Annotated in this window: 27 protein-coding genes and 1 riboswitch; of the genes, 18 read left to right on the plus strand and 9 right to left on the minus strand. The window is 44.6% G+C overall.

The features are described from left to right. Positions 1 to 6: 6 nt before the first annotated feature. From rplS to DOM22_RS09720, 3 genes are all read left to right on the plus strand, one after another. The gene (gene rplS, locus DOM22_RS09710; protein ID WP_142700163.1) at positions 7 to 441 is read left to right on the plus strand and encodes a 50S ribosomal protein L19; all 435 of its coding nucleotides are present in this window, start codon (positions 7 to 9) and stop codon (positions 439 to 441) included. A gap of 168 nt (positions 442 to 609) precedes the next feature. Next, complete coding sequence (locus DOM22_RS09715; RefSeq protein ID WP_142700164.1) at positions 610 to 1,359, plus strand: ribonuclease HII; 750 nt, start codon at positions 610 to 612, stop codon at positions 1,357 to 1,359. Beyond that, positions 1,301 to 1,699, plus strand: a complete 399-nt coding sequence (locus DOM22_RS09720) for a YraN family protein (protein ID WP_142700165.1) — start codon at positions 1,301 to 1,303, stop codon at positions 1,697 to 1,699. Before DOM22_RS09715 ends, DOM22_RS09720 begins: the two co-directional genes overlap by 59 nt. Positions 1,700 to 1,704: 5 nt before the next feature. Here DOM22_RS09720 and DOM22_RS09725 read toward each other — a convergent pair whose 3' ends face one another. Next, positions 1,705 to 4,092, minus strand: a complete 2,388-nt coding sequence (locus tag DOM22_RS09725; protein WP_142702176.1) for an LPS-assembly protein LptD — start codon at positions 4,090 to 4,092, stop codon at positions 1,705 to 1,707. A 175-nt stretch (positions 4,093 to 4,267) separates the two neighbouring features. Between DOM22_RS09725 and DOM22_RS09730 the strand changes: the two genes are divergently transcribed. Further along, the gene (locus DOM22_RS09730) at positions 4,268 to 4,594 is read left to right on the plus strand and encodes an STAS domain-containing protein (RefSeq protein ID WP_142700166.1); all 327 of its coding nucleotides are present in this window, start codon (positions 4,268 to 4,270) and stop codon (positions 4,592 to 4,594) included. A 26-nt stretch (positions 4,595 to 4,620) separates the two neighbouring features. Here the strand turns inward: DOM22_RS09730 and DOM22_RS09735 are convergent, their stop codons facing one another. Continuing rightward, positions 4,621 to 5,742 (minus strand): hypothetical protein, encoded by a 1,122-nt coding sequence (locus tag DOM22_RS09735; RefSeq protein WP_142700167.1) that lies wholly within the window; start codon positions 5,740 to 5,742, stop codon positions 4,621 to 4,623. Between the two features lie 141 nt (positions 5,743 to 5,883). On the opposite strand from DOM22_RS09735, the gene DOM22_RS09740 reads away from it, so the two are divergent. Next, on the plus strand, positions 5,884 to 6,477 hold the full coding sequence (locus tag DOM22_RS09740; protein ID WP_142700168.1) for a hypothetical protein: 594 nt from the start codon (positions 5,884 to 5,886) through the stop codon (positions 6,475 to 6,477). A gap of 38 nt (positions 6,478 to 6,515) precedes the next feature. Here the strand turns inward: DOM22_RS09740 and DOM22_RS09745 are convergent, their stop codons facing one another. Next, entirely contained in the window at positions 6,516 to 7,724 is a 1,209-nt protein-coding gene (locus tag DOM22_RS09745; RefSeq protein WP_142700169.1) for a DsbA family protein, read from the minus strand. 78 nt (positions 7,725 to 7,802) lie between these two features. Here DOM22_RS09745 and DOM22_RS09750 point away from each other — a divergent pair, with 78 nt between their 5' ends. Then, positions 7,803 to 9,461 carry a ChaN family lipoprotein gene (locus DOM22_RS09750; protein ID WP_246845926.1) on the plus strand — a complete coding sequence of 553 codons (1,659 nt, stop codon included), beginning with the start codon at positions 7,803 to 7,805 and terminating at the stop codon, positions 9,459 to 9,461. Continuing rightward, a complete protein-coding gene (locus DOM22_RS09755) occupies positions 9,458 to 9,904 on the plus strand; it encodes a GYF domain-containing protein (RefSeq protein WP_142700170.1) in 447 nt (148 codons plus the stop codon). Before DOM22_RS09750 ends, DOM22_RS09755 begins: the two co-directional genes overlap by 4 nt. Here the strand turns inward: DOM22_RS09755 and DOM22_RS09760 are convergent. After that, complete coding sequence (locus DOM22_RS09760) at positions 9,897 to 10,169, minus strand: HU family DNA-binding protein (protein ID WP_142700171.1); 273 nt, start codon at positions 10,167 to 10,169, stop codon at positions 9,897 to 9,899. The two genes, DOM22_RS09755 and DOM22_RS09760, sit on opposite strands and share 8 nt — an antisense overlap. 88 nt (positions 10,170 to 10,257) lie before the next feature. Here DOM22_RS09760 and DOM22_RS09765 point away from each other — a divergent pair, with 88 nt between their 5' ends. The 5 genes from DOM22_RS09765 to pyk all read left to right on the plus strand — a co-directional run bounded on the left by DOM22_RS09765 (position 10,258) and on the right by pyk (position 15,705). Continuing rightward, positions 10,258 to 10,983: a hypothetical protein gene (locus tag DOM22_RS09765; RefSeq protein ID WP_142700172.1), complete on the plus strand. Its 726-nt coding sequence runs from the start codon at positions 10,258 to 10,260 to the stop codon at positions 10,981 to 10,983. A gap of 42 nt (positions 10,984 to 11,025) precedes the next feature. Further along, positions 11,026 to 11,706 carry a tol-pal system YbgF family protein gene (locus DOM22_RS09770; RefSeq protein ID WP_142700173.1) on the plus strand — a complete coding sequence of 227 codons (681 nt, stop codon included), beginning with the start codon at positions 11,026 to 11,028 and terminating at the stop codon, positions 11,704 to 11,706. Continuing rightward, positions 11,706 to 12,443, plus strand: a complete 738-nt coding sequence (locus DOM22_RS09775; RefSeq protein WP_142700174.1) for a hypothetical protein — start codon at positions 11,706 to 11,708, stop codon at positions 12,441 to 12,443. Before DOM22_RS09770 ends, DOM22_RS09775 begins: the two co-directional genes overlap by 1 nt. 96 nt (positions 12,444 to 12,539) lie before the next feature. Next, positions 12,540 to 14,213, plus strand: a complete 1,674-nt coding sequence (locus DOM22_RS09780; protein WP_142700175.1) for a hypothetical protein — start codon at positions 12,540 to 12,542, stop codon at positions 14,211 to 14,213. 4 nt (positions 14,214 to 14,217) lie between these two features. After that, positions 14,218 to 15,705 (plus strand): pyruvate kinase, encoded by a 1,488-nt coding sequence (pyk, locus tag DOM22_RS09785; RefSeq protein WP_142700176.1) that lies wholly within the window; start codon positions 14,218 to 14,220, stop codon positions 15,703 to 15,705. An 86-nt stretch (positions 15,706 to 15,791) separates the two neighbouring features. On the opposite strand, the gene DOM22_RS09790 is transcribed toward pyk, so the two are convergent. The 4 genes from DOM22_RS09790 to DOM22_RS09805 form a co-directional block, all read right to left on the minus strand. Then, positions 15,792 to 16,802 (minus strand): Crp/Fnr family transcriptional regulator, encoded by a 1,011-nt coding sequence (locus DOM22_RS09790; protein WP_246845927.1) that lies wholly within the window; start codon positions 16,800 to 16,802, stop codon positions 15,792 to 15,794. A 165-nt stretch (positions 16,803 to 16,967) separates the two neighbouring features. Then, the gene (locus DOM22_RS09795) at positions 16,968 to 17,624 is read right to left on the minus strand and encodes a CoA transferase subunit B (RefSeq protein ID WP_142700178.1); all 657 of its coding nucleotides are present in this window, start codon (positions 17,622 to 17,624) and stop codon (positions 16,968 to 16,970) included. A gap of 3 nt (positions 17,625 to 17,627) precedes the next feature. Next, positions 17,628 to 18,326: a CoA transferase subunit A gene (locus tag DOM22_RS09800; protein WP_142700179.1), complete on the minus strand. Its 699-nt coding sequence runs from the start codon at positions 18,324 to 18,326 to the stop codon at positions 17,628 to 17,630. Between the two features lie 50 nt (positions 18,327 to 18,376). Next, positions 18,377 to 19,552 carry an acetyl-CoA C-acetyltransferase gene (locus DOM22_RS09805; RefSeq protein ID WP_142700180.1) on the minus strand — a complete coding sequence of 392 codons (1,176 nt, stop codon included), beginning with the start codon at positions 19,550 to 19,552 and terminating at the stop codon, positions 18,377 to 18,379. An 83-nt stretch (positions 19,553 to 19,635) separates the two neighbouring features. On the opposite strand from DOM22_RS09805, the gene DOM22_RS09810 reads away from it, so the two are divergent. The 4 genes from DOM22_RS09810 (at position 19,636) to DOM22_RS09825 (ending at position 23,118) form a co-directional block, all read left to right on the plus strand. After that, the gene (locus DOM22_RS09810; protein ID WP_246845928.1) at positions 19,636 to 20,619 is read left to right on the plus strand and encodes a hypothetical protein; all 984 of its coding nucleotides are present in this window, start codon (positions 19,636 to 19,638) and stop codon (positions 20,617 to 20,619) included. 68 nt (positions 20,620 to 20,687) lie between these two features. Further along, positions 20,688 to 21,605, plus strand: coding sequence for a hypothetical protein (locus tag DOM22_RS09815; protein ID WP_142700181.1), 918 nt, complete (start codon positions 20,688 to 20,690; stop codon positions 21,603 to 21,605). A gap of 343 nt (positions 21,606 to 21,948) precedes the next feature. Then, positions 21,949 to 22,047, plus strand: a riboswitch (purine riboswitch). After that, complete coding sequence (locus DOM22_RS09820; RefSeq protein WP_142700182.1) at positions 22,041 to 22,517, plus strand: HNH endonuclease signature motif containing protein; 477 nt, start codon at positions 22,041 to 22,043, stop codon at positions 22,515 to 22,517. It overlaps the preceding riboswitch by 7 nt. A gap of 160 nt (positions 22,518 to 22,677) precedes the next feature. Then, positions 22,678 to 23,118: a hypothetical protein gene (locus tag DOM22_RS09825; RefSeq protein WP_142700183.1), complete on the plus strand. Its 441-nt coding sequence runs from the start codon at positions 22,678 to 22,680 to the stop codon at positions 23,116 to 23,118. Positions 23,119 to 23,130: 12 nt separating this feature from the next. On the opposite strand, the gene DOM22_RS09830 is transcribed toward DOM22_RS09825, so the two are convergent. Beyond that, entirely contained in the window at positions 23,131 to 23,754 is a 624-nt protein-coding gene (locus DOM22_RS09830) for a hypothetical protein (RefSeq protein WP_142700184.1), read from the minus strand. Positions 23,755 to 23,835: 81 nt separating this feature from the next. Here DOM22_RS09830 and miaB point away from each other — a divergent pair, with 81 nt between their 5' ends. Together miaB and DOM22_RS09840 are read left to right on the plus strand one after the other, a co-directional pair. Then, positions 23,836 to 25,209 (plus strand): tRNA (N6-isopentenyl adenosine(37)-C2)-methylthiotransferase MiaB, encoded by a 1,374-nt coding sequence (miaB, locus tag DOM22_RS09835; RefSeq protein WP_142700185.1) that lies wholly within the window; start codon positions 23,836 to 23,838, stop codon positions 25,207 to 25,209. Further along, complete coding sequence (locus DOM22_RS09840; RefSeq protein ID WP_142700186.1) at positions 25,209 to 25,763, plus strand: bifunctional nuclease family protein; 555 nt, start codon at positions 25,209 to 25,211, stop codon at positions 25,761 to 25,763. The genes miaB and DOM22_RS09840 overlap by 1 nt, the downstream gene beginning before the upstream one ends. Positions 25,764 to 25,766 lie beyond the last annotated feature (3 nt).

Below are 25,766 nucleotides of genomic sequence, written 5' to 3' on the forward strand. Positions count from 1 at the left end.
TAAGCAATGGCTAAAGCTGCAAAAAAGACTGTTAAAACTAAGACTGTAAAAGCTAAATCTGATGTTAAAGAAACGAACCTAGTTCGTCGCGTAAGCATCAAGGCTGCTAACAAAAGCATCCAAGCTTTCGACTCTGGCGACACTGTTAACGTATACGTAAAAGTAAAAGAAGGCGAAAAAGAACGCGTTCAGCTTTACAAAGGTATCGTAACTAAAATTCAAGGTGCAGGCGCTGCGAAATCTTTCACAGTTCGTAAAATCTCTGCAGGCGTTGGCGTTGAAAGAACTTTCCCGTTCAACTCTCCAGCTTTGGATAAAGTTGAATTGGTTAACGTAGGTAAAGTACGTCGTTCTAAACTTTACTTCCTTCGCAAACTTTCTGGTAAAGCTGCGAAAATCGAATCTGAATTGGTAACTCAATCTGCAACTGCAGCTGAGTAGTTTTCCAATTTAAATTTCTATAAATGAAATTTCAAAAGACCTGATTCTAACGAGTCAGGTCTTTTTTTGTCCATTGTGCATCTCGTTTTCAAGTGACCACCTAATTCGCCTCTGTCTAAAATCACCGTGCTTTAACTTTTAAGCATCAAGCAACGGGATACGACAGCCATGGCAAAAACTAAATCAGCAAAATCTAAAAAGACGTTGAAAGCTGCCAAGGCAAAACGTCCAGTGATCAAGTATGCGGCGGCAGGGAAATCTGCGAAGTCTGTGACTGTAGTTAAGGCAAAAAAAGCGACGAAGCCTAAAAAGAATCTGGATCTTCCCAAAGTGGAATGGAGAGATTTTTCTCCCACCCCGGTGATCGGTGTCGATGAAGTAGGTCGCGGTTGTCTGGCGGGTCCTGTGTATGCGGCTGCGGTGATTTTTGAGTCGGAAGATCTGCAAGATCTGGTGACGGACTCAAAACTTTTGTCCGAAGAGCGTCGTGAAGAGTTAGCGATACTTATTAAAGCAAAACATAAAGTCGGTATCGGCTCTGCAAGTGTCGAAGAGATCGATGAACTGAATATCCTGCAGGCATCTTTGCTTGCGATGAAGCGCGCGATTGAAGCACTTGGTGTGACTTCTGGACATGTATTGGTGGATGGAAATCAAAAGATTCCGAATCTAAATGGATTTCATCAAACGACCGTGATCAAAGGTGATTTGCGTGTGGCTCCAATTTCTGCGGCATCGATTGTTGCGAAGGTAACTCGTGACAACTTGATGAAAGATTTGGGAGTGAAATTTCCAGTTTATGGCTTCGAAGGACACAAAGGTTACTCAACGCCAGTGCACAAGCAATCCATCGTCGAGCATGGACCGTGTGACCATCACCGCAAGTCCTTTGCCGGTGTTAAAGAATACGTCCGTTAAAAAAGCTTACTGGGCTCACGAGCGCGGAGTTCAGTCGGAAGAGTTCGTTTCTAAATATTATAGCCATCGAAACTATCAGTTACTTAAGCGTCGTGTGAAAACTCCGTACGCCGAAATCGATTTGCTGTTTCGAACTCCTGATGGCAGAAATCTTTTAATGGTCGAAGTGAAAACGGCCAATCAAACAACATTCTACAACGCAAGAATCTCACCTCGACAAAAATTTCGTTTAAAAGGGGCTGCCGTATTTCTAGCTGCGCGATTCAATTGCCTGGTCGAAGTCCATTGGGCCTTTGTCACCAAGTTTGGAGAAATCACAATCATAGACGATGTAACATAAATTTATTAGAAGCCGAATTGGTCCAATGCTTCTGGTGGCATTGGTGGTTTTGGTGTTCCGTCGAAGTTGAACTCGGCACTGAGACGCAAGTTGGTGTCACCGCCAGTCACTTGGTCTTGAATCAAAGTGATCATCCAGCAATCGCCGGGGGGTTTAAACTGAGCGATGTAGGCCCAGGACTTTGGATTATCGGTGCTTCCGCGCGCATTTGCATCGTAAACCAAACGACCCATTAAATTTACATAACGAGAAATAAATCCTGCGGAGAAAGCCCAGTCTTCTGTACGTGTTGTTGGGTCAACAGGTTTACCCGGAGAAATTTTGTACTGCTTCGTTAAAGCGACTTGAGCAAATTGACCCATATCATTCAAGACGCGCACACGTGAAGATGCATTGGTGACGCCGTGATAAGGATAGTAATTGAAAATAGAATATGTCTGGAAACGCGCCAAGCGCACATCTAGCGTCGCACTTAAGTCAGACCAGGGTTCACCCTGCGCTTTATTGTTTTGAGTGCCGTCATAGGATTGCGCAAGTTTCAAGTAACCGATCTGTTGATATTCAGGGCGGTCACTCAACCAGGTTTTTCGAATAATTTTATTCGTTAAAGCAAATGTCACCAGATTTCGATCGTACACGCGGTCCGTATAGTCAAACTGCAAGCCGTAATCAGATGCCAAGTCCAAGTCGGAAATGGAATCTGTGGAGGTATAGGGAGCATCATTTACTTTGCCTTGGCCGTAAAAAGGATGCGTCCCTTGATCAATCCAAGGTATGTTGGTGTAGGAAATTTCGGGTATAATTTCGTGCTTAAAGCGAGTGGCTTTGGAATCCACTTGATCGCCGTAAATACGACTGAAATCCATGCGACCGGTAAGTTCAGTACGGGCGTATCTGCGCACGTAGTTTTTTTGATCGCTGACTTCGAAATTATAATGAGTCTCGCGGTAGCTTACTCGTGGAAGGACGTCGATACCGTCAGACACTTTGATCGGATAAGAAAGTGTCGGTAAGAAATCCAAACGTTGACCGGTACGAATAAGATCCGTCGATGGGTCATAATTGCCGTCGTACTTTTTTTGACAACCAGGAGTGTCAGACCATTGTGGAGTTCCGCAGGTGCTGTCGACATAGCGGATTTTGTTTCCATTTGCGTCGACGCCATAAACCATGTCGTCATAGGCCTGCCCACTGCGTGCGAAATTCACATAGTCCAAATTAATTGTGTAAACGAAATTTGTCTCGCCAATGTTTTTTTCAACTTGCGACCAGCGGATTTCCGGCAACCGGTGAACCGCGTCTTCATTTCCTGCTAATGGATCCGCTTGTAAAATATTGTAATAGTATGACGTATCGACACTGGTGTGAGTGTCTTTGGTATTTTTTGTCACTGACACGCGACTTTCCATCGCTGAGTCACCGTGATTCATTGTCTCCAAAGGGAAATCTTTGGGATACTGAAGGTCACTGGCCAGATTTACGCTGGCACGATGAACGTAATCGTTGGGCATTGTTTGGTAGTGATCGTATTTAACGTACCAACGCTCAAGCGGCGTATTTTTATCGGCTGGGGAGCGGTAGTCATTGAGGCGCGAATCGTGACCGAAGGCGCTATCGTAAAGTGTTGCCGTATTTAAAATACCGCCACTGTCTTCATTTAAGGCATAGCGGTATTCAAGCATTCCTTTTAGACCACGCTTTTCGTAATTCTTAAGTGTGATCGTGGCATCGGTATTACGAGAAATTGCCCAGAAGTACGGTTGGTAGAATGTAAAACCCCCGTTGTCAGATAACTCGAAACCAGGTGTTAAAAGACCTGTTTGTCGGTCACTCTTGAGTGGAACAACCAGATACGGAAACCAAAATACGGGAATGTCAGAAACTCTTAAGATCGCATTCTTGATATAAGCGTAACCACCCATTTCAGCGCGAACGGTGGAACCTGAAAAACTCCAGGATGCCGGACAGTTCGTGCAAGTCGTATAGTCGGCGTTGCTAACGATAAATTCCTGATCGCCGGTTTTTTCTAAAACACTTCCGGAAAACGCAACAGGTCCTGATGAGACATAACCATTATAGATAATACCCGTGTTGTTTTCGTAATCGAGATTGATATGTGAACCAGCGATCGTATTTTTCATGTCGCTGATTTCGACATTGCCCACTAATTCTGCGCGATGAGTGCGAAGGTGAACGACGGCTTTGTCGGAGCGGATGTGTTGACCTTGATAAACGATCTGTACGTTGCCCTCAAGTTCAACCGTTTCATTCTCGTTATCGCGGAACATGCTGTCAGCATTCAGCATTATCCCCTGAATTTTTGCAGCTGGTGCTGTCGGCGTTGCCGCAGGAGTCGGCGTTGGTGTAGGAACCGGATCCACAGCAAAAGCCATAGATGACGTCACCAAAGACAGGAATAGAGATGAAAACAAGATGAACAAACGTAGATGCACCAAACTATGGTAGGGAGTCTTTAGCCCTTTGTCGAGCTTGAAATTTGGACTCAAAACGGCATGAAAATACGCCGTTAAGTTAGAACCTGATCGGTGAAGAAGAAGGGATTATTTCATGGATTTGAAACTCGTTTTAGACGGGGATATTACTATTATTTCTTTAAGCGGCCGCATTGAGATCGAAAAAGCTCAGTCATTCAAAAAAGCCTGCTTAACCGCTTTCGCCGACAAAAAAGTCGTCTTTTGTATGAAGAATTTAAATTTCGTGGGATCATCAGGCATTCAGTCATTTTTCGGTCTGTTAAATGAGATGAATGAAACTAAGCAATTGAATGTGAAAATCGCGGGATTGAATCCAGATTTCCAGCGCCTTTTTGCGTTTTCTCAGTGCCTGGCGCTGGAAGTTCATGAAAGTATTGAAGGCGCTCTACAAAGTTTCTAGGTCCGTCGCCGCAGCGACGGCGGAAGTTATTCCTGTTTACGCATATCGTTCAATTTCTGACTCAACTCAAGGTTCAAGCGCTCCAAAGCAGCGGCTGCAGCCTTGAGTTTTTCATTTTCTTCGTTCTTGGCATTCCACATGTAGCGAAGACTTTCGAGTTGCTCGAAATACTGGCGATTTTCCTTCTCCAGTTTTTGAATCGACTCTTGGTCTTGTACCACGCGGATTTGCAAGTCGGCATGCTCAACACCCAGCTTTTGATTCTGACGCGTAAGCTCGCTCATGCGCTCTTGTTGGCGCGCGATTTCTTGCTCCAGGCGATGACGAATTTCTTCTTTGCTACGGCGAACAACAATCAACTCATTCTCAAGGGTGTCTTGGCGTTCAAGTGCTGAATGCAGTTTTGCTGTCTTCACCTCAAGATCTTCTTGAGCTTGATGTAGTACTTGAAGTTCCTTATTCATACTCGCGATCTGGTCTTCATAATGTTGAACCATTTCTTGAGCTTTTTTATCCGAAGTCTCGACTTGGTAGCGAGCATTCTTAGTAACTTCAATGACTTGATGGCGAAGGTCACGAAGCAAGGCTTCGTTATGATTGAGGCTCGCTTCAAGTTCTGAAACACGAGCATCTTGAGCAGCTGAATATTCTTTCAGCTGCTGGATGTAGGGTTTCACCTGAGTTTTGATGCGATCATGATATTTCTCATGGCGGACGATATCCGCTGTCATCACTCGGACTTTTTGCTCAAGGGCACGCATTTTTTCTGCCTGAATTTCTTTTTCGCGCTCGATTTGATCAACCTTGTGTTTCCACATGTTGTCTTTTTCGCGCCAAACAAGAATCTGATCCGTTACGGACGACTGTGACAGACGAGCTTTTGCGCTTTCCTCGCTTAGACGTTGATTCTCATTTTCCAATAAAGAGAGTCTGCGTATCGCAACTTTAAGTCGCGCCATCAAATCTTCATTCTGGGAAATAAGGTTTTCCACAGTTGATGATTTCAAAATCTCTTTTGGTAAATGACTGACGTCAGCTCTTTTGGGAAGCTCGTCGGGAAGTGGAATAGGAGCGACCCTGGGCTGGTGTTGCTCAAATTCGAAGTCTAAATGTGCTAATTTCGCGCTCTGGAATTGTTCGGTGTCCATAGCCCTCCTCCATGAAGTCTAGGTCGCCCTAAATCCAGTTTCTCAGCCTGAGACAAATCCGTCAAACCAAAGGCTTAAGACTAGACTAAGATCTCGTGAAATAGGCTTTATGGTTTGATATTAAAGTCCGAAAAGTAATCCATGGCAGTTCCAGCATTAAAAGACAATGCCGCTATGGCATCAGAAATTAAGAAGATCGATGACGCTGGCCTATTTGATATGGGTAAGGTGGATAGTTCTGAGTTGGGAAGTCCTGAGTCTTTCCGCTATAAAATTCTGACATTGGTGTTGGGCGAAAGATACGATCGCGCGATCGAAGAGTTAAAAGACTTTTTGGATGAGCCGTCGGAGTATCCAGACTTTAAAGGTAAGATCACAAGATTTATCCACCACGGGATTGATTTGATTTATGCGATCAAGGCGAAGCGTGGTTTCCCGGGGATTAATTCTTTGACTCGCGCCAAGCAACAAGAGCTTCGCGAGAAATTTAAAGAACACTTTAAAGAGCTTCAGTATATCCTTAAAACTATTGAAAAAATTCAGACGGATCTGCGTATTGCGGATGCTCGTTCTACGATTTATGTGGTGCGCGCGTTGTGTGCGGCTGCGTTGGGTATCATTATCTTGGCATTTTGGATGGATATTGTTCACGGTCTCGCTCAGACGAGTGTGATTGTCTTTGATGATGCCTTCGGGCGGCTGGCAAACTGGCTGGTTGAACTCGTCGGACTTTAATAAAAAAGCCACCTTCTGGGTGGCTTTTTTATTTTCTATTACTGCTTAATAGTTCTGTAGACCTCTTCTAGGATCGGTTTAGATTGGCCGCCGCTTAGAAGTTTTCCGTTAACAAACACCGTTGGTGTCCCTTGGATTTGAGCGTCGCCGCCTTCTTTAGCCATGGAAGAGATCATCTCTTTTGTTGCCGGGTCGTTCACGCATTTTTTCAGATCTTCCAAAGGAATTCCAACCTTTGTGGCGATTTGCTCAAGCATTTTGTCGATCAATTGAAGCTTGTACATCTCCATTTGATTTTCGAAAACAAAGTCATGGGCTTCCCAGCCTTTTTTAGCAATTTGCTCTGAGCACATAACGGATGCTGCCAATCCGCAACGAACTCCGTCTCCGCCGCCCCCTTGCATCGCAGGGTTGCAAGTCGGATCCAATGGGAATGGTTTGAAAACCAATTTTACATCGGGGTGAGCTTTTACGAAGGCATGAATTGGTGGAGCTGCATCTTTGCAGTGAGGGCAAAGGAAATCTGCAAACTCAACAATAGTCATCACGGCTGGTTCTGTTCCTGTTTGTAGGACAAGGCCCTTCGCGATATCGAATTTTTGCTCTGGTGATGGAATCCAAGAGCGTACTTTATCTTGAGTCATTTTTTGCAGATCACCGAAGCCTTGGCTTTCCATATACATTAGGTTTGCAACAAAGGCGAAAACCGGGATGCAGATCAAAGAACCCAAAATCCAACGATCTGTTACGAAAATGTCCTTAATATCCTCAGTCAGGTTGCGAGCTGACAGGTTTTCAGCGCCTTTAAGTGCGCCCACGAATGTGATGATTGAAAGTACGTACGTACCAATGCAAACCAGGCAGTAGGCTGTCATCGCTGTTGCGGAAATCAGGCCCATGATGACGGATCCTAAAAGGACCAAGCTTGCCATCAAGAACGTATAGCGTGAAGTTTTCTCTGGATCTTGAGTTAGATTCCAACGAGTTACGCTTAAAAGGAAAAGTAAAATAACATTTGTTACCAAGCCCCAAAGTGCAACGGGAATTCCTAGAAACGAAGCAAACTTGCTGGCTGTCACCGTGTCGCAATTAAATGTTGCGCTCACATTGCAGAAAGAGGTTCCAGTCAAAGTCCCGAACTTAACCGCATAAAAGTGCTGAGTCAGATACGCGTGGCAGCCGATTGCGATCAAAGTTGCCAAAAGAGCGACAGTAAGGAAGACATTTTTATTTGAAGTTTGTTTCATGCCTTATTCAATCTTAGATTCGTGTTTGAAATCAATAAATTTTATGTAAAAATTGAAAGGCTATCAAGGAAGACAGCTTTGAACGACATACAGAAGTGGATACGCATTCGTAAAGATCTCTATTTGCAAATGGAGAAACAAGTCCGTCATCGTCTGGGGGAAGATACCCCAGAGTTGATGCGTTATCATAAAACCTATCAAGGTGAGTTTACCCGTAAATGGCAGCCGGCCGCACCTGCGGACCTGTGGGAGCAAATTGCGAATTCTCAAGTGGTTCTTATGGGGGATTTTCATGCTCTTCATCAATCACAAAAAGCTCAGCTTCGTGTCTTAAGAAATATTCCTAAGGAACGTAAAACGGTTTTGGCTGTGGAGTTTTTTGATGCTGCTGACCAGTCAAAAATTGATAAATTCATGCAAGGCAAAATGGCTGAAAAGGATTTTTTAAAAGCCATCAAATGGGAAACGCGATGGGGTTTTCCATGGGAGCACTATCGGCCTCTTTTGCGTTACGCTCAGAAACATAAGATTTCCGTGTATGGTCTTAATAAGTCCTTCACAAAACGAAATGCTACGACTTTAAAGTCGCGGGATGTTTTTGCCGGTAAAAAAATTGCAGAACTGACCAAGGCGCACCCGGAGAGTCTGATCTTTGTGATTTACGGTGATTTGCATCTGGCTTCGGCACACATTCCCGCTGAAATTCAAAAAAATCTGGGTAAGCCATTTTCGAAAAATGTTCTTAGTATCTTTCAAAATGCGGAAAAGATCTATTTCCAGCTTTTAAATCAAGGTGCCGAGGGAAATACTGACCTCATTCGTATCAATCGCAACACCTTTTGTCTGATGAGTGTTCCGCCCTGGGTGAAATGGCAAAACTATTTGATGTATCTAGAGCAAACTTACGACGAGGGTTTGCAATTCCAAAGTGAAGACGATGATGATTGGGATGATGACGAGGATTCTGATTTTGAACCTCTGGATTTCACGGATCACATTGGACGCTATGTAAAGATCATGGCCGAGGAATTGGGCTTGGATGTGTCCTTGTCGGCTTTGTCGGTCTACTCCGCCAATGATGATTCCTTTTGGACTCAGGTGCGTGAACATTATGACGCGAAAAAGCAGATTTGGATTCAACGTCTGATTGAGGATGAGTATTCTTTCTATTTGCCTGAAATCAGCGCGGCTTATTTGGCGCGGGGGACGGTGAATCACGCGTCAACTTTAGCGATGCAGTACATTCATGCTCAGGTGAGTGGAAGTAAGAATTTGTTTTGGGAAATGCCCCAAGACTTTCTGCGCTGGATTTGGATGGAGGCAGTTGCTTATTTTGGATCCAAAATGATCAATCCAAAAAGAAAGACCGACACCATTGCGGATATCAAAGCAAGCTTGGTGCATAAGGATTCGTCCGATATTGGTAAAGAGGCTTTGCAGCTGGCTCTTGCTCAGAAAATGCATGAGTTGATGGTGATCACGGGGGTTCCGGGTCATAAGCTTCAAGCTAAACCTCGTCGCAAAGCGAGCTATATGGTGGCGGCGACTTTACTTGGAGGCATGATGGGGGAGCGTCTTTTCTTTGGATATCAAAAGAAGCTCTTAAAGGCGTCGACAATGGCGTCTTTCATGCAAAAACCTATGGATAATGAAAACTTCGAAGTAGCGTATTATGGCATGTTGGAAATTGTAGAGTCATTGCCAACACCGTTTCACAGTAAAAAGGAAAAGCTATGAAAAAAACCTGGTTTCGCAGCATTCAACTAAAACCTGTGGGTCCGTTCAGTCTGGAAGAGATGCGCGCCTTTATTCATCGTGGTGAAGTTGGTTTGCTGGATTTAGTTTTGGATGAGAGTCATGGCGATGTGTGGAAGCCCGCAGCCGAGTGGAGTGTCTTTGAGCTGTCATTGTTCCCCGCAGCTCAGTCGTTTATTCCTGGAGTGGAGCTTGATGAAAACCTTCCGGAATGGGTGGTTTTGGTGGAGCAGAAAGGTTCCGCTCCATTGCAAGAAGGTCCTTATTCAATTGCCAATATTAAAAATGGAATCCGTTCAGGAAAATTTTCGCCCTATCAGCATATTTGGAAAAGCGGATTAAGTGGCTGGTGTCAGGTGAAGGATCGGCCTGAGTTTTATGCGTCAATTACGTCGGAGCAGTTAAGCCCCGAAGGAACTAATTAAGAGCGTCTTTTAGGTCTTTACCTGGTTTAAAGCGGGGCACGTGGGCACTCGGGATTTTCACCACTTGGCCTGTTTTTGGATTGCGACCCTGACGAGGCTTGCGAGTGGCTTTAGAGAATGTGCCAAAGCCCACGAGCTTTACTTCGTCACCTTTTTTAAGTGCTTCTTGAATTACACGAAGGGTAGCGTCAAGGATATTTTCTGATTGAGCTTTCGTAGATTTTGTACGTTCAGCGATGATTTCGATCAGTTGAGCTTTGTTCATTGCTAATATCCTTTAGATTGCAGGGAATGAACACTAAATTTTGCTAAGAAAATGGTCAAGTTAAAATTAGAAATGGGAGAGTTTTTCGATGAATAATTTGTTTCGAACCTTAGTCATTTTGTTGTTTCCATTGACTTTATCTGCGCAGCAAAAAGTTGCTGCTCAGCTGTATGGTTTGAAGTCGGAACGAAAGCAAAAGCTCTATGACTTGACGGTTGATTTTTCTCAGCAGGGGGCGGAAATTCTTGTGCAGAGCGATTTTCGTGACACGGATGGGAAAATGGTGGTCGCGGAAAAAGGTGTTGTCGCAGGCGATAGAATTCTTCGTTATGAAATTGTAAGGCCCCAGACTTCCGAGAAAGGCACCATCGTTGTCGATAGCGAGAAAATCAAATTCGAATACGAAGGCGCTGACGGAAAGAAAAAATCAGCTGAAGAAAAAGCCAGGGGTTTGATAGTATGTTCTTCCAGTTTTGCTTTGTTTGTTAAGTCCCATTTTGAGCAATTGAAAAAAGGCGAAGACATAGCCATCCGTTTTGCGGTGTGGGATCGCTTGGAAACTGTTGGGTTCACGCTTCGTAACCTTGGTATCAAAGAAATTGATGGTGAAAAGATGATGGAAGTACAGATGAAGCCGACAAGTTTTGTGATTGCTGCTTTAGTCGATCCTGTCCATTTCTGGTTTGCTGAAAAAGACCAAACTTTGAGAGTGATGAAGGGCCGCGTGGCTCCTAAGCAGATGAAGGATGGTAAGTGGAAAGACCTCGACGCTGAGGTTGTCTATACTATGGTCCAGACTCCAGTCTCAAAATAATACAGTCTCAATTTTTACCTGTTTCCCGCCGATAAGTGGGGCATGAAGAATCAGGACTCTCTCTTTGTAGTTTTCTGCTTGTGCCTCACGATCGGCATCGTTGCGGTCTATGGAGTGCTTGTTGGGCACTTTAACGGTCATCAGAAATATGAAATTCAAATCTCCGCTCTCAATAAAAAAGTTGAGAAGGAGCAATTCAATAATTCTTTGTTAAGTTATCAACTTAAGGATTTTCAACAAACTGTTGCTCAAGTCCTTCCGGATAATAAAACATTGCAGGCCAAGTTTGAAGTGAGCAATCTGGCGTCTGCAGTTCGCTCTCCAGCCAGTGAATCCGCTATTGATCTGTCGCCGATCATTTTTGAACGCGCAAAAAAATACTTCACTCAGCAAAGCTACGATAAAGCCATCAAAGAATTCAATAACTTGTTGGATAAATATCCACTGAGTTCTCATGGTGTTGAAGCTCACTTTTTTATAGCTGAAAGTTACTTCCTGAAAAAGGATTTCCGTAATTCTTTGGCGACTATTGATGATATGGTGACTCAGTATCCAGATAATGACCTGACAGGTTTCATTTTGCTTCGCATGGGGCAAATCAGTGAAATCAATAATCAGGTGGATGAGGCGTCTGAGGTCTATAACACCGTTCTAAAAAACTTCAAAAACGAAGATCTTCGTAAGCAAGCCCGCAAGCTTGCTCAAAGCGTGGAATTCAAATAATGAAGAAGGCCTTTCAGATTCTTCTTTTTGTGATGGCGTTTCAAATGGAGGTTCGAGTTCGTGCCTCCGCAGATACGTTGCAGCAGCCTTCGGGTTGTTTGAAATCCGCAGACAGTTGCGCGATTCACGTTCTGGGTTCTCCGTTTCACTTAAAACAAGAAGAACTGGAATTGCACTCAGCTGAAGGTTCAACTTTAATGCGTCTGTCGCAGGCCCAATGGCGTTTGGTAAAAGGTGTGTTGTGGGTCGAGGAAGCTCCGCAAGTGACTGTTGAAACACCTTATGCGACTGCAAAAGCAGCTCATGGCCAGTATTGGTTAATTGACCGTGGTGAAAAGCTTGTGATTCGTAATATCAATGCTGACTTAAATGTTGTCCTAAGAGACGGCAAAAAAATGGACGTGCCTGCAGGATTTGAATTCTGGGTTGCTGGGATCAATTCCAAAGGAAAGAATGAATATGGCATGATTCAAACGGTGGACATGAAGGATCATCTGGTGCTTTGGAATAAATTGTTTAAAGGCACTAAAGAGCAGTTTAAAACAGAAGTGACTGAGCTTCGTGAAAACTGGAAAGATCTGGCTGAACGCGGTGGCAGCCTTTATGAAAAGATAGCCCTTCGTCAGATTGCTTCCATCCAAGAAAGCCAACGAATTGAAGCTGAGAAAAAGCGCCAGGCTCAGATGGAGCGCCAGAAAACCCGTGAATTAATGTACAAACGTGCCTTCGACAGATGATTCCATTAAAACTTAGGTCCTGATTTCCGTTTTGAAAACCGAGTCCTGAAGTTTCTTCCGGCTGTACATGCTATTCTGCAGGCTGGGAGGATAAGGATGTCTTCTATTTCATCAGACCGCTCGCGCCAGGACGATACAATTAGACAGACTCGTGAAGAGTATGAGAATCGGGAAACCGAGAATGCCAAGCGCCGCAATGCGGAAATCAAGCGCCTTGAAAAACGCTATCATGACGATGTTAAAGCCATCACGGATAGTTATGAAAACAAGCTAGATACTTTGAATCAACGCAATCGAGATTTGTTGACGGAAAAAGATTTCGACAACAATCGTAAGATTGATGAAGTTCGCAATACGTATCGCGAATCTTTGCGCAATAAAACAGAAGAATCCTATAATGACCGCGCTTTGATGCGTGAGTCGTATGAAGCCCAAATTGATAAGCAAAAAAAGGTCAATGAGTCTCAGAAAGAAAATCTGGCTGGACAGTTGACTACCGAAATCAAAAATCGTGACGATCAAATGCAGCGCATGAGTAATGAAAATCGTCAGCGCGCCCGTGAGGACGTGGCCAAAAATACGCGTCGCTTGAATGATGCTCATGAAAAAGAGAGAGATGCGATGGCGAGCTCTCATCAGCAAGAGCTTGCGACAAAAAGTCGTGCCACGAATGAAATGCGCAAATCCTATGAGTCTCGCTTGAAAGAAAGCGAACGTATGCGCAATGATCAAAAAGAAAGTCTTCAGCAGAAGATCGCGGATGTCATTACGAATGATAAAGAAATGTATTCTGATAACTTGAACATGAAGCAGGAAGTGATGAATTCCGAGCTGAATCGTGTTCGTGATAAGTATCAAAATACTTTGGAGAGCAAAGTGCAGTCTATCGACGAGCAGAATGCAGAGTTCCGTGATACGGTGAATGATCGTATTTCGACTCAAGTGCGCTCTCGAGACTCTCAAATTCAACGTCTGAATAGCCGCTTGAATAATGAAATGGCTAAGAATGAAAAACTGCGCGGTATTGAGAGAAAAAATCTGACTCAAGCCTATGAAAAGCAGATGGACATTGTTGAGCAACGCCGTGAAGATGCGGTGAATGATATGCGTGCCTTATCAAATGAGCGCATTGACAAAATGAATCAAAAAAATCAGCAGCTTTTGCATAATGTGGACCGTGAGTATCAATCGCAGGCTAATGTAACGAATTCGCGAATGTCAGCGGATCGAGAGATGATGAAAGCAAGCCACGAGGATCAAATGATCCAAGTGAATAACTCTGCGGAAACTCGTGTTAAAAAGATCACGGATCTTTCCAATAAAAATGCAAAAAAATTGGGCGAATACTACGGTAGTTCTTTAGATCAAATGGAAGAGAACTATAGCCAACGTATGGAAGGTCAGCGTCAGCGTTTCACAGAAGACCAAGTGGCTAATAACAAAGCCATGACGGAGCGTTTCCGTGGCATGGAGCAGAGCTTCAACGCGAAACTTGAGCAAACTGTGAAGACATACGAGGACAAATTGGCTTCGATGAAAGACAATCAAGATCGCGAAATCAAGCGTCTTGAGAAGTTGTATTCACAACGTATGCAAGATCAAGGCAAGGCGAGTAAGAATGAGAAAGATTCTGTGGCCATGCAATATGAAGCGAAGCTTGCGCAACTCAGTGAGTCGCACAACGATCAGATTGAGAGAATGAATAGACGCCACCAGGAGGATATGCAAAACTTGTCTGTAAAGATGAGTTCATACTCTAGGAAGGCATAGGTTCATGCTAGCAGATCGACGAGCAAAAATTGTGGCGACCATTGGGCCGTCAACTCGTGATGAGAAAAATCTAGAAAAAGCAATTAAGGCGGGCATGAACGTGGCTCGCCTTAACTTTTCCCACGGTGCACATGAAGATCACCTGAAGGTGATCCACTCACTTCGTAAACTTTCAAAAGAGTTGAAGGCGCCGGTTACAATCCTTCAGGATTTACAGGGGCCGAAAGTTCGCGTTGGTAAAATTGAAGGCGGGAAGATTGAAATTAAACCCGGCGAAAAATTTACTTTCACGACAGCACCTGTCTTGGGCCGTCAGGGCCTTATCCCATCTGACTTTAAAGAATTGCCTCTGGCTTGTACTCCAGGCACGCGCATCCTTTTGGATGACGGCTTGATGCAAGTGGAAGTTTTGCAAGTTCGCGGTGACGAAGTTGACGTTGTCGTTATCGACGGCGGTATCTTGAAAGATCGCAAAGGCATGAACTTGCCAGGCGTGAATCTGCCTGTGGATCCAATGACTCCGAAAGATTTGGAAGACCTGGAATTTGGGATTGCGAATAAAGTGGATTATATCGCTTTAAGTTTTGTGCGCCATGCGCGCGATATTCGCAAACTTCGTGAAATTATCGAAGCTCGTGGTTCTCAGGCTAAGATTGTCGCTAAAATCGAAATGATCGAAGCTATCGAAAACTTGGAAGAGATCTGTCGTCTTTCAGACGCCGTGATGGTGGCTCGCGGTGACTTGGCTGTCGAAGTCGGTCAAAGCCGTTTGCCGGGTTTCCAAAAACGTATCATCAATGTTTGCAACCAATTGGGGCGTCCTGTTATCACGGCAACGCAAATGCTGGAGAGCATGATTGAAAACCCTCGTCCAACGCGCGCAGAGATCACTGACGTGGCGAACGCGGTTTTGGATGGTTCAGATGCCTTGATGCTTTCTGCAGAGTCTGCAAGCGGTAAGAATCCGTTTAAAGCGATTCGCACTATGCATGAGATCATTCTTGAAGTTGAGCGCAACGAAGAGGAATATTACAAAATTTCTTTGGACAGCGAATTCCTAAGTACACCTGCATCGATCGCAGCGAGTGCTTCTTTGAGTGCTTTGAAATTGAATGCCACGGCAATCATCTGTCTAACCAGCACAGGTAAAACTGCTAGCATTATTTCATCGTTCCGTCCTAAAGCTCGCATCATATCGGTAACTCAGCACCATGAGGTGTTGAATTCTCAGGAATTAAACTGGGGTATCCAAACCCATGCGATTAAGCCTTACAAAAACATGGAAGACATTTTGTCTGAAGTGGATCGCTTGTTGGTGACTCATGGTTTGTCTAAAACAGGTGATAAAGTGATCGTCACGTTGGGGCAACCTATTGCGAGTGGTGTGAAGACAAATTCTTTGTATGTTCATACAGTGGGCGGAGAAGATTTGACGAAACTTCCGGATGAGCAGTTGCCACTGCGTTGTCAGGCTGATCCAAACATCGACTAATAAATCCGAAATATGTAAATTAAAAAAGCCCTGGTTAACCAGGGCTTTTTTAATGCGTTGGCGCTACAAAAAACGGCAGGCGCCTTTTAGCGCAGTCTGCGTTTTAAGTTGTTTAGCAGGGTCCAATTGTTTGCCTGGGGTTCCACAAACGGAAGTTCCAGCAGAACAAAAACGCTTGAGCCATCCATGATTTTTTCATTTAAGTATTTCTTTTCAATCAAGCTGTTCACGTCGTCAGGTTTGATCAGTTGACCAAATTCTTTCACGGAATCATTTTGCAAATCCGTCAGACTGACTTTGTTTAAACCTTTTTTATCTGGTTCAACTTTTTTTGCAAAGTGAATCAGAGCGTTTAGAACTTTACACTCTTGTTCCGTCAAAGGATCTTTTTTGTCTTTTTCTTGTTTGTAGATCCAGTCGTTGTGCCAGTCTACGAAAGCAAAAAGTTCAGCAGCTTTCATGTTAACGATTTTTTGAGTGCCATCGCCGCGGTCTTCCTGAGTAGCGAAACCCAACTCAGTCAACGCGTTTACCAGTGAGTTCATTTTATTCGTAGCTTCCTGGAAAATTTGAATCGTATAGTTGCGAAGCAAGACCGAAGATATGCTGACGCCATTGGCTTCGGGTTTTCCATACTTATTGCAAACAAAATTGAAAATCGACATCAGCTTGTTGATCACATGAGGTGGAAAGCGCTCTTCATCGGCATTGGCTGTTTCCAGCTGCTTTAGTTTTTTATTTGATTCGCGAATAGTCTCATTCAGGTTTTTTAGAATCGCACGAACCCATACTGGCAACTGATCTAGCTGTTTATTTAAAGATTCATAGGGGAGTGCGATTACTTCTGTTTCTTTGATTGCTTTAACGTTCGCACTGCGAGGCTTGTTGTCGAATAAACCCATTTCCCCAACCATGGAACCGGGGCTGATCTCTGCCAGAGAAACTTCTGATTGGCCTTTTGTTTTTGTGACCGCAAGCAATCCGGATTTGATAATATACATCGCGTCCGCAGGATCACCTTCGCGAAATAAGTAATTATCTTTTGCGATCTTTTTTGCCTCAGCCACAGACAGGTCCTTCCCGAGAAATTGTTGCATTTAGTATCTCGAAAAAATGCCCTGTGATCACTGGGAAAACTACGGACTGGACTTTAGCTAGAGACAGTAGACAAAAAACCAAAGACCCTGCAAAAAGGTACGGCCTTACTTGAACAAGTAAGGCCGTACCTTTTTGCGTTTTTGATTTGAATTGTTTGGTTAAACTTAGAAAGTCATCGCTTTGCAGTCAGGGGCGATAGTCATTTTGCCCTCTGTGGCTGCGAGAACTTTTTCCGGAGACAAATCCGGAGCATATTCTTTTAAAACGAAACCTTTATCAGTTACTTCGATCACGCCGAAATCGCTGACAATTTTCTTGATACACTTGATACCTGTTAATGGCAGAGTGCATTTTGTGCGAAGTTTGGAATTTCCTTCTTTGTCAGTGTGTTGCATGGCTACGATTACGTTACGAGCGCCGGCAACTAGATCCATTGCGCCGCCCATGCCTTTTACCATTTTGCCTGGAACCATCCAGTTTGCGATAGAACCTTGCTCGTCCACTTCCATAGCGCCCAGAACTGTCAAGTCCACGTGGCCACCGCGAATCATCGCGAAAGAGTCCGCGCTGGAAAAGAAACTTGCTCCTGGTACGGCTGTCACAGTTTGCTTACCAGCATTGACGAGATCAGCATCGACTTGATCTTCAGTTGGGTATGCGCCCATTCCTAAAAGACCATTTTCGCTCTGTAACATAACGGACATGCCCTTAGGAATGTAGTTTGCAACCAAAGTTGGAATGCCGATACCTAAGTTCACGCAATAGCCATCTTGAACTTCTTTAGAGATACGTTGTGCGATTTGTTCTCTTGTTAGTGGCATGTATTACCCCTTGCTCACAGTGCGCTGTTCGATGCGTTTTTGATAGTTCGTTCCTTGGAAAATCCTTTGAACGAATACGCCGGGAGTGTGAACTTGATCTGGATCCAGTTCACCCACTTCAACCAATTCTTCAACTTCTGCAACAGTGATTTTGCCAGCAGTTGCCGCCATTGGATTAAAGTTGCGTGCTGTTTTTCTGAAAACAAGATTTCCGAATTTGTCGCCCTTCCAGGCTTTGACAAGTGCGAAATCACCAACGATACCGTGCTCAAGAACATAATCACGACCGTCGAAGTTTTTGATTTCTTTGCCTTCAGCTACCAAAGTTCCCACACCTGTTGGGGTGTAGAATCCTGCGATACCCGCGCCACCGGCACGAATACGCTCGGCCAAAGTTCCCTGAGGGCAGAACTCAAGTTCAAGTTCGCCGCTCATATATTGTTTTTCGAATAAGGCGTTTTCACCCACATAAGATGAAATCATTTTTTTGATCTGACGTTTTTGCAAAAGCAAACCCAAACCAAAATCATCCACGCCGGCATTGTTGGAAACGCAAGTCAGATTTTTTACTCCGCGTTCAACCAAGGCCGCGATGGAGTTTTCAGGAATACCGCAAAGACCAAAGCCACCAACGACCAAGGTCATTCCGTCTTTTACGCCTTCAAGGGCCGACATGGCATCTTTATAAACTTTTTTGCTCATGATGTTTCTCCAAATGAAAAAGGCTGCCTCACTGGGCAGCCCTTAAGCGATTAAGCTTTTTCGATAATAAGAGCAACGGCTTCGCCGCCACCAATACACAAAGTCGCTAGACCATAGCGTTTGTTGTGCGTGTGAAGAGCGTGAACCAATGTCGTAAGGATACGGGCACCAGAAGCACCGATCGGGTGACCGATAGCTACCGCACCACCGTGGACGTTGACTTTAGCGGCTGGGATTTCCAGTTCTTTCATTGCTACCTGAGTAACAACTGCGAACGCTTCGTTGATCTCCCAAAGATCGATATCGCCAACTTTCAAGTTTGCTTTTGCAAGCGCTTTTTTGATTGCGCCCACTGGAGCTGTTGTGAAGTATTTTGGTTCGTGTGCGAATGTTCCGTGAGCCACGATTTTTGCCAAAGGTTTTGCGCCACGTTTTTTAGCTTCAGATTCAGACATCAAAACGTGAGCAGCGCCACCGTCGTTGATTTTAGAAGCATTCGCCGCCGTGATCGTTCCCGCTTTATCGAAAGCTGGTTTCAATCCAGGAATTTTGTCGAAGTTCGTGTTGAATGGTTCTTCGTCTTTATCGATAACCACGTCACCTTTGCGACCGGCAACCGTTACTGGCACGATTTCGTTTTTGAATACGCCATCAGCCCAAGCTTTTTGTGCTTTTTTGTATGAATCAACAGCGAAAGCATCTTGTTCTTCACGAGTGAAGTTATGCTCTTTCACGCAGATCTCTGCAGCGTTACCCATGTGGAAATTGTTGTATGGATCCCATAGACCATCTTTGATCATGGAGTCAGTCATTTGTGTCGCGCCCATGCGGTAACCGGAACGAGAATTTTCCAGCAAGTGCGGAGCCAAAGTCATGTTCTCCTGACCACCAGCCACTGCAATTTTAGTGTTACCCAATTGAATATTATCAGCAGCCAACATCACGGCTTTAAGGCCAGAGCCGCAAACTTTATTGATCGTCATGCATGGAGTGTTGTTGCTAAGGCCAGCAAAAAGAGCTGCTTGACGAGCGGGAGCTTGTCCAACACCGGCAGTCAATACTTCACCCATAATGACTTCATCGATTTCATTCGGGGAAACATTTGCACGAGTTAGAGCTTCTTTAATCGCAGCTGCGCCTAGTTTGGGAGCAGGGACTGCACCGAAACCACCTTGAAAGGATGCGACAGGAGTTCTGACGCTGCTGACAATCACTACATTTTCCATAATTCACCTCTTCATGTTGAAAATCGTAAAAAAATTATCTTAAATAGAGTCTGAGTCAATATTTCAGAATTTGGAGACAACGCATGTCAGCGATCACGGTCATCTTGATGAGTCTTTTTGTTCAGCCTCTTTTTGCAGCCACGTTTGAGGCTCCGGTTCAAGAAGGTACTCGTTTGGTTCTTAAAGGATTTGAAGCTCAGGTGCAGCTTGTCGCAGTGCCCGGATCAAATGCCGTAAAAATCTCTGGAGTGGACGAATCAGGTATGGAAGGCGCTTACGTGGTGACTAAGAAAGATAATACCATCGAAGTCAGCATGAATGAATTCGGCAGTAAGAAAACCTGGATGAATATCTTGCCGAAAGCGAACTCTCAGATGAAAAAAATTGAGATTTCCGGTGCCCCGATCCCGGTGGAGATTCAGCTTAAAGGTGGCAGCGTCATTGCGCAAAAATGGAGCAAAGATCTGAAAGTGAGTATGACTTCAGGTCGTACGGTGGCATCTAATGGCACGGGCTCTTTGCAACTTTATGTGCAAAAAGGTGAGATCAGTGTCAGTGATCATGTGGGTCGCGTAAATGCCGACGGTTATTCAGGAGTGATGAATCTTAAAAACATCCAAGGCGACATCGATGCGTCGATGTTTTCTGGTCAGTTGAATATCGAAAAAGTTCGCGGCTTCGTATCGCTTTCAACACAGCAGGCCACAGGAAAAGTGAACCAAGGTTCGGGCACAATCCAATTTGAAAATGGAAAAGGCAGTTTGAATTTGCAGGCGTTCCAAGGCCGTCTTGAAGGACAAAACCAAGAAGGAAACGTCAGCATCACAATGGCATTGGATTCCGAAGTGGATGTAAAATCCAAAGCGGGTCGTATCAATATCACCTCGCCCGCAGCTTCGGGGGCTAGCGTCAATTTGTACACAGTCGATGGTGAGATCTTTGTTCCTAATGAGTTGAAAGTGAACAAGTTAAGCTCAGAGAAAAGTGTTCGTGGCCGCCTTCGTGGCACAACACAAAGAGGCAGCATTTCTGTGCGCAGCCAAGAGGCGACAATTCTAGTGAAATGAGTTGACAGCCCAAGCTCTATGATTCAGGTATTTGAAGGTACATTCACCATCGTCAACTAGGTAAAATAATGGCAAAAATCGTTAAAAAGAAGCCCGCAGCAAAGACACCAGCAAAACCGGCCAAAAAAGCCCCAGTAAAAGCTGCGTCAAAACCTGCACCTAAAAAAGCAGCTCCGAAAACTGTTGTTAAGAAGAAGGTTGAAAAAGCTCCTGTAAAGGCTGCTCCCAAAAAACCGGAAGTTAAGAAAAAGGTCGAAGCTAAGGTTGAGCCTAAGGCAAAAGTTCCTGCGAAGTCCGTGAAGGAAGTCAAAGAGACGAAAGCCGAAGTTGCAAAAAAAGAGAAAGTCGAAAAAAAGGCTGCTGCCGCTCCAGCTCCTGAAAAAGCTGTTGCTCCTAAAAAAGAGGCGAAAGCCGCTAAAAAAGGTGCAAAAGGCAAAGGCAAAGAAAAAGACGACTCTGAAATGGATGATGATTTTATCGCCGATGACGACATGATGGGCGATGAGATCGGGGAGTACGAAGAGGAGCTTAAGGCCGTTGAAGAATCCGAAGAGGAAATCGACGTTGTTGAGGAATGGGCTCCTGAAGATAAAGACAAGTCAGACGAAGAAATCGTACTGACAGATGCTGAAGGCCGTCGTTACTGCCGCGCTCGTGATTGCGATCAAGTTGCGGTTGTTGATGTGTATTGCCGTTATCACTACCTTTTGTTCTGGAAGAAAATCCAAGTACGTAAGAAGATCCTTACGGATGGTAAACTTGAGCGTTACGTTGAGGAATTGACGTCACGTTACCCAGATAAGTTCCTTGAGATGATCCGTCGCGATTTGCGTACTGAGAAGGATTTCTTGGCTGCTATCCAGGAGCTAGAGATTGACGAATCAGCAGCAGAGAACGAGTTTGAAGAAGATACGAATGCGTTTATCGAAGAAGTACGCGGCATGGGGGACTCCGGCGGGAATGCGTCGGACGACGACGAGTACTAATAGTCTCGTCGCACGTCGGTAAATCCGATTTACCTGCGTTGCTTCGTCGTCGGCGTACGAGGAGTACGCCTTCCTCCTAGCGCCTTGTTAAATCGAATTTATCGACATGCTTGGTTCCCGGAGCGCGTTTTTGGGAATAGAATTGAAGCCTCACTTTTTAGTGGGGCTTTTTTTTGGACACTTTGCTGCTGTGCGCAAAGGGCTCCCTTTTTTGGGGTGGGGTGAGGATTTGTTTGGGAAATCGGGGGTTTACATTTGTTAATTTTGGGAGGGTGGACGCGAGTGCTTGCGTCATGAAATTTTGTAGTACATATTTTATTGCCATCTCGAACCCAGATTGGTACCAGTAGCCGCAAGTTACCTAAATATATGCTGGAAATACGGTCCGGCGTTTCTACCTGCCACCATTTAATGGCAGACTATTTGGAGATATAAATGAAGAACTTATTCGTTCTTTTCGCGATCCTCATTGCTTCCGTTACTTCACACGCACAAGAGCAATTCCCAATTGGGCCAGATCACAATCTGACTCCGGGTTCATTGTGCTCTCGTCCAACTGAACACCGCTATCCAGAAGGTATCAATTACTGTGAGCGTGACGTTGATTCTGACGTTAAAAGAGGTCGTTTCGCAGCCTACGATCAGTTGGGCTTCCGCACTCGCCAAATGGACCGCCAAGCTTTCAAAATCGACCATTACATCCCTCTTTGTATGGGTGGATCTAACAACATCGATAACTTGTGGCCACAACACAAATCTGTATACGAAATCACAGACTCTTTGGAGCAAGTTCTTTGCCAGAAAATGGCTGAAGGCAAACTTTTGCAAAAAGATGCTGTTCGTATCATCGTTCAAGCGAAAAACAACTTGGATCAAGTTCCGGCGATCCTAGCGCGTGCCTACGCTCTATAATTGATTTGATTATCTCTCTCGAGGGGTAAGGCTCACTTCCAGTATTAGGGGTGGGCCTTTTTCGTTTACAAGCCTGAATTTTTGCCACGGGGACGCCTAAACGCCCAAATTCCATGAGATTTATGATAGAAATCCTCATTCTTTTGAATGGAGTTTCCTAATGAAAATCCTGGTCCTTATTATTACATCCCTGGTCGGCATTGTCGCAGGGGCCGCGCAACCCAAAGAATCTAAAAATCTCAGCTGCAGCGTCCTTTATAACGTTGAAAACAAAGACGGCTCTGACGTTCCGGGTGTCTACGAAGACCTAGATACGTCCAAGCTGGATATCAAAACAGCTGTTGGTAAAACAGCGACGTCATCTGATGCTTACGTTAAATTGCAGGTAATGACTCAGACAGATGAAAATGGAAAAGATCTGCTGACGTTAAATGTATGGGATACGAAATCTAAAGTGCTTTTAACGAAAATTAAAAACACGGTGTTGGTAAATGAGTTGAATTTATTTGTGCGTTTACCAGAGGAGACTCGAGGCCGCATGAAAAAGAAAAACATGGGCGATATCGCCTGGGCGGAACTCTGGTGTTCAATCTCGGAATAAAAAAAAAGCTCCCTAGTGGAGCTTTTTTTTATTCCCGCTAAACATCTTCGGGCCTTTTCCGTCGTCATCTTCAGAGTCTTCGGTGTCCTCTTCTGATTCTTCATAGTCCTCATCGTCTTCGTCGCGTGGAGGGCTCAGCTCTTCGCTTTTTTCGGCTCTGGAAAGAGCATCTTCTGATTCCGACTCTTCGTAAATCATAGCATCATCGTCGACGCCCAAAAGCTTGTTTGCTTCGGCTTCCAGATTTGAATTTTCTGTGGAGTATTGAAGATACAGTTTTTTGCCTTGGAATGGAAATTCCTGCCACACGTAAGGGAAATCAACTTCGCCTTCTTTTTCAAAGTATTCCATCATCATGGATGCAGCTGCATCCACGCAGTTGTGAATACGAGAAAGGGCGTCTTGTTGTTCTTGGGAGTAGTTCATTGAAACTTCGAAGTTTGCTTGCGCCAAGCGACCTTGCTCGTGGTATCCAACGCGTAGCACAATTTCTTCGGTGTAGATACGACCTTCGATAATCAGTTCAGCCTCATCAAGGTATTGAGCGAAATTCTCGTTGAACACCGTCTGAATTTGATCTGAGTACTCTTTGGGAAAATTAGTCCATTTTTTGGAACTTTTCAGTCTTGGATTCATAGAGAGGGGCTCCTCGAACTTTGACATTTCTAAAGTGCTCCTCTATAACTCACTTTCTTTGATGACACAAGAGGTAAGAACGTGGATGAAGTGAGCCAAAATCCTGAAATCACCAATCAAATTCAGAGCATGAATCAAGATGTCGGTCAGGGCCGTGGCGTCTACATTTCTACGTATGGTTGCCAGATGAACGTGAACGATACAGAGCGCATGCATTCTCTTTTGGAGATGCAAAACTTTGTTCCGGTGCAAACACCGGAAGAAGCGTCTTTGATCATCATCAATTCCTGCAGCGTTCGTGAAAAACCGGTACACAAGGTTTATTCTGAAGTCGGTACTTTCAAAAAAATGAAAGAGAAAAACCCGGAGCTTCGTATCGGCGTTGGTGGTTGCGTGGGCCAACAGGAAAAAGAAAATCTAATTAAGAATCAGCCGATGATTGATTTCGTATTCGGTACGGATCAGATCGACAGTCTTCCGTATCTGGTGGCTGATAGCTTTATGGATCGTGAAAAACGCATCAATACTAAATTCCAGCATCGTGCACCTTATCACATAGAAACGATGGTTCGTAATCCAGGTGTCGCGACTTTCGTGAACATCACCAAGGGTTGCGATAACTTCTGCACATTCTGTGTGGTGCCTTACACTCGTGGGCGTGAAAAATCCCGTCCTTTGCAACACATTCTGACGGATATCCGCCACCTGGTGAAACGCGGGATGAAGGAAGTGACTCTCTTGGGTCAAAACGTGAATTCTTACTCTGATAGTGACGTCGACTTTGCTGATTTGATGGCAAAGGTGGCGACAGAGACGGACGTGGAAAGAATTCGCTTCACGACATCTCATCCGAAAGACTTTAATCAAAAGCTTGCGGATACGATGGCGGCTCACCAGAACAAAATCATGGAGTACATTCATTTGCCATTCCAAAGCGGTAGCACGCGCGTATTAGAGCGTATGAATCGCATCTACACGCGTGAAGAGTATCTGGAGAAAATCGCGATGCTTCGTAAGTCGATTCCAAATGTAGTTTTTTCTACTGACATCATCGTGGGTTTCCCAGGTGAGACAGAAGAGGACTTCCAGGACACGATGAACATGGTGCAAGAGGGTGGCTTTGAAACTATCTTTGCTTTCAAATACTCCCCACGTCCATTTACGAAGGCAGCGAAATTTGAAGATCAAATTGCGGAAGAAGTAAAATCGGAGCGTTTGAATCGTCTGTTTGATATGCACGATAAAATGTCTTTCGAATTGGTGAAAAGATATGAAGGCCAGGTCTTGAAAGTTCTGGTTGAAAATACAGATCGTGAAGAAGGAAAAGTTCACGGTCGCAGTACGGGTAATAAACTTGTTCACTTAAAGGGCTCTGCTGATTTGATTGGGAAAACAGTTGATGTTCGCATCACGCGTGCGTTTCCCGCGACATTCCACGGAGAGTTGGTTCAATAATGAAAGAAGAAGTTTTAGATTTGAATAATCTGAAAGCAAACATCATCTTCGCAGAGGAATCTCACGACGAAGAAACATTTCATCAGGAAGACCTGGTGCAGTTGTTTCCGTACGGTCTTTCTGTGACAGGGGATATCTCTCGTCCTTTCCTTTTATTGAAAGACGAATCCCACGCATACACTTTGCCTGTGGCGGTTTCGCCGATCGAGGCCGGTGTGGCATTGTCTCAGTCCAATAAAAGCATTGCAGAATCGACTCCGCACAAATTCACCCAGCTTTTGATGGAATCATTGGGGATTGAAGTTCGCCAAGCCGTGTTTGTTGAAATCAAGGGCGCGAATCAGTACGTTCGTCTTTATTTGACGGGTCATCCAAAAACTAACTCGATCAAAGTGCGCGCAGATGAGGCAATGTCTTTGTGTCTTCACTTGGGCACTCCGATTTTTGCGACAAAAAACTATATCGGCCGCTCGAAAGTGATGAACGCAGCGGTGGAGAGCAACTCCCACGTACTCCAAAACATGTCTGGCGAAAAGCCTAGATATCTGAATTAATAA

The sequence above is a fragment of the Bdellovibrio sp. ZAP7 genome, assembly GCF_006874645.1.
In the GTDB taxonomy this organism is placed as follows: Bacteria; Bdellovibrionota; Bdellovibrionia; order Bdellovibrionales; family Bdellovibrionaceae; genus Bdellovibrio.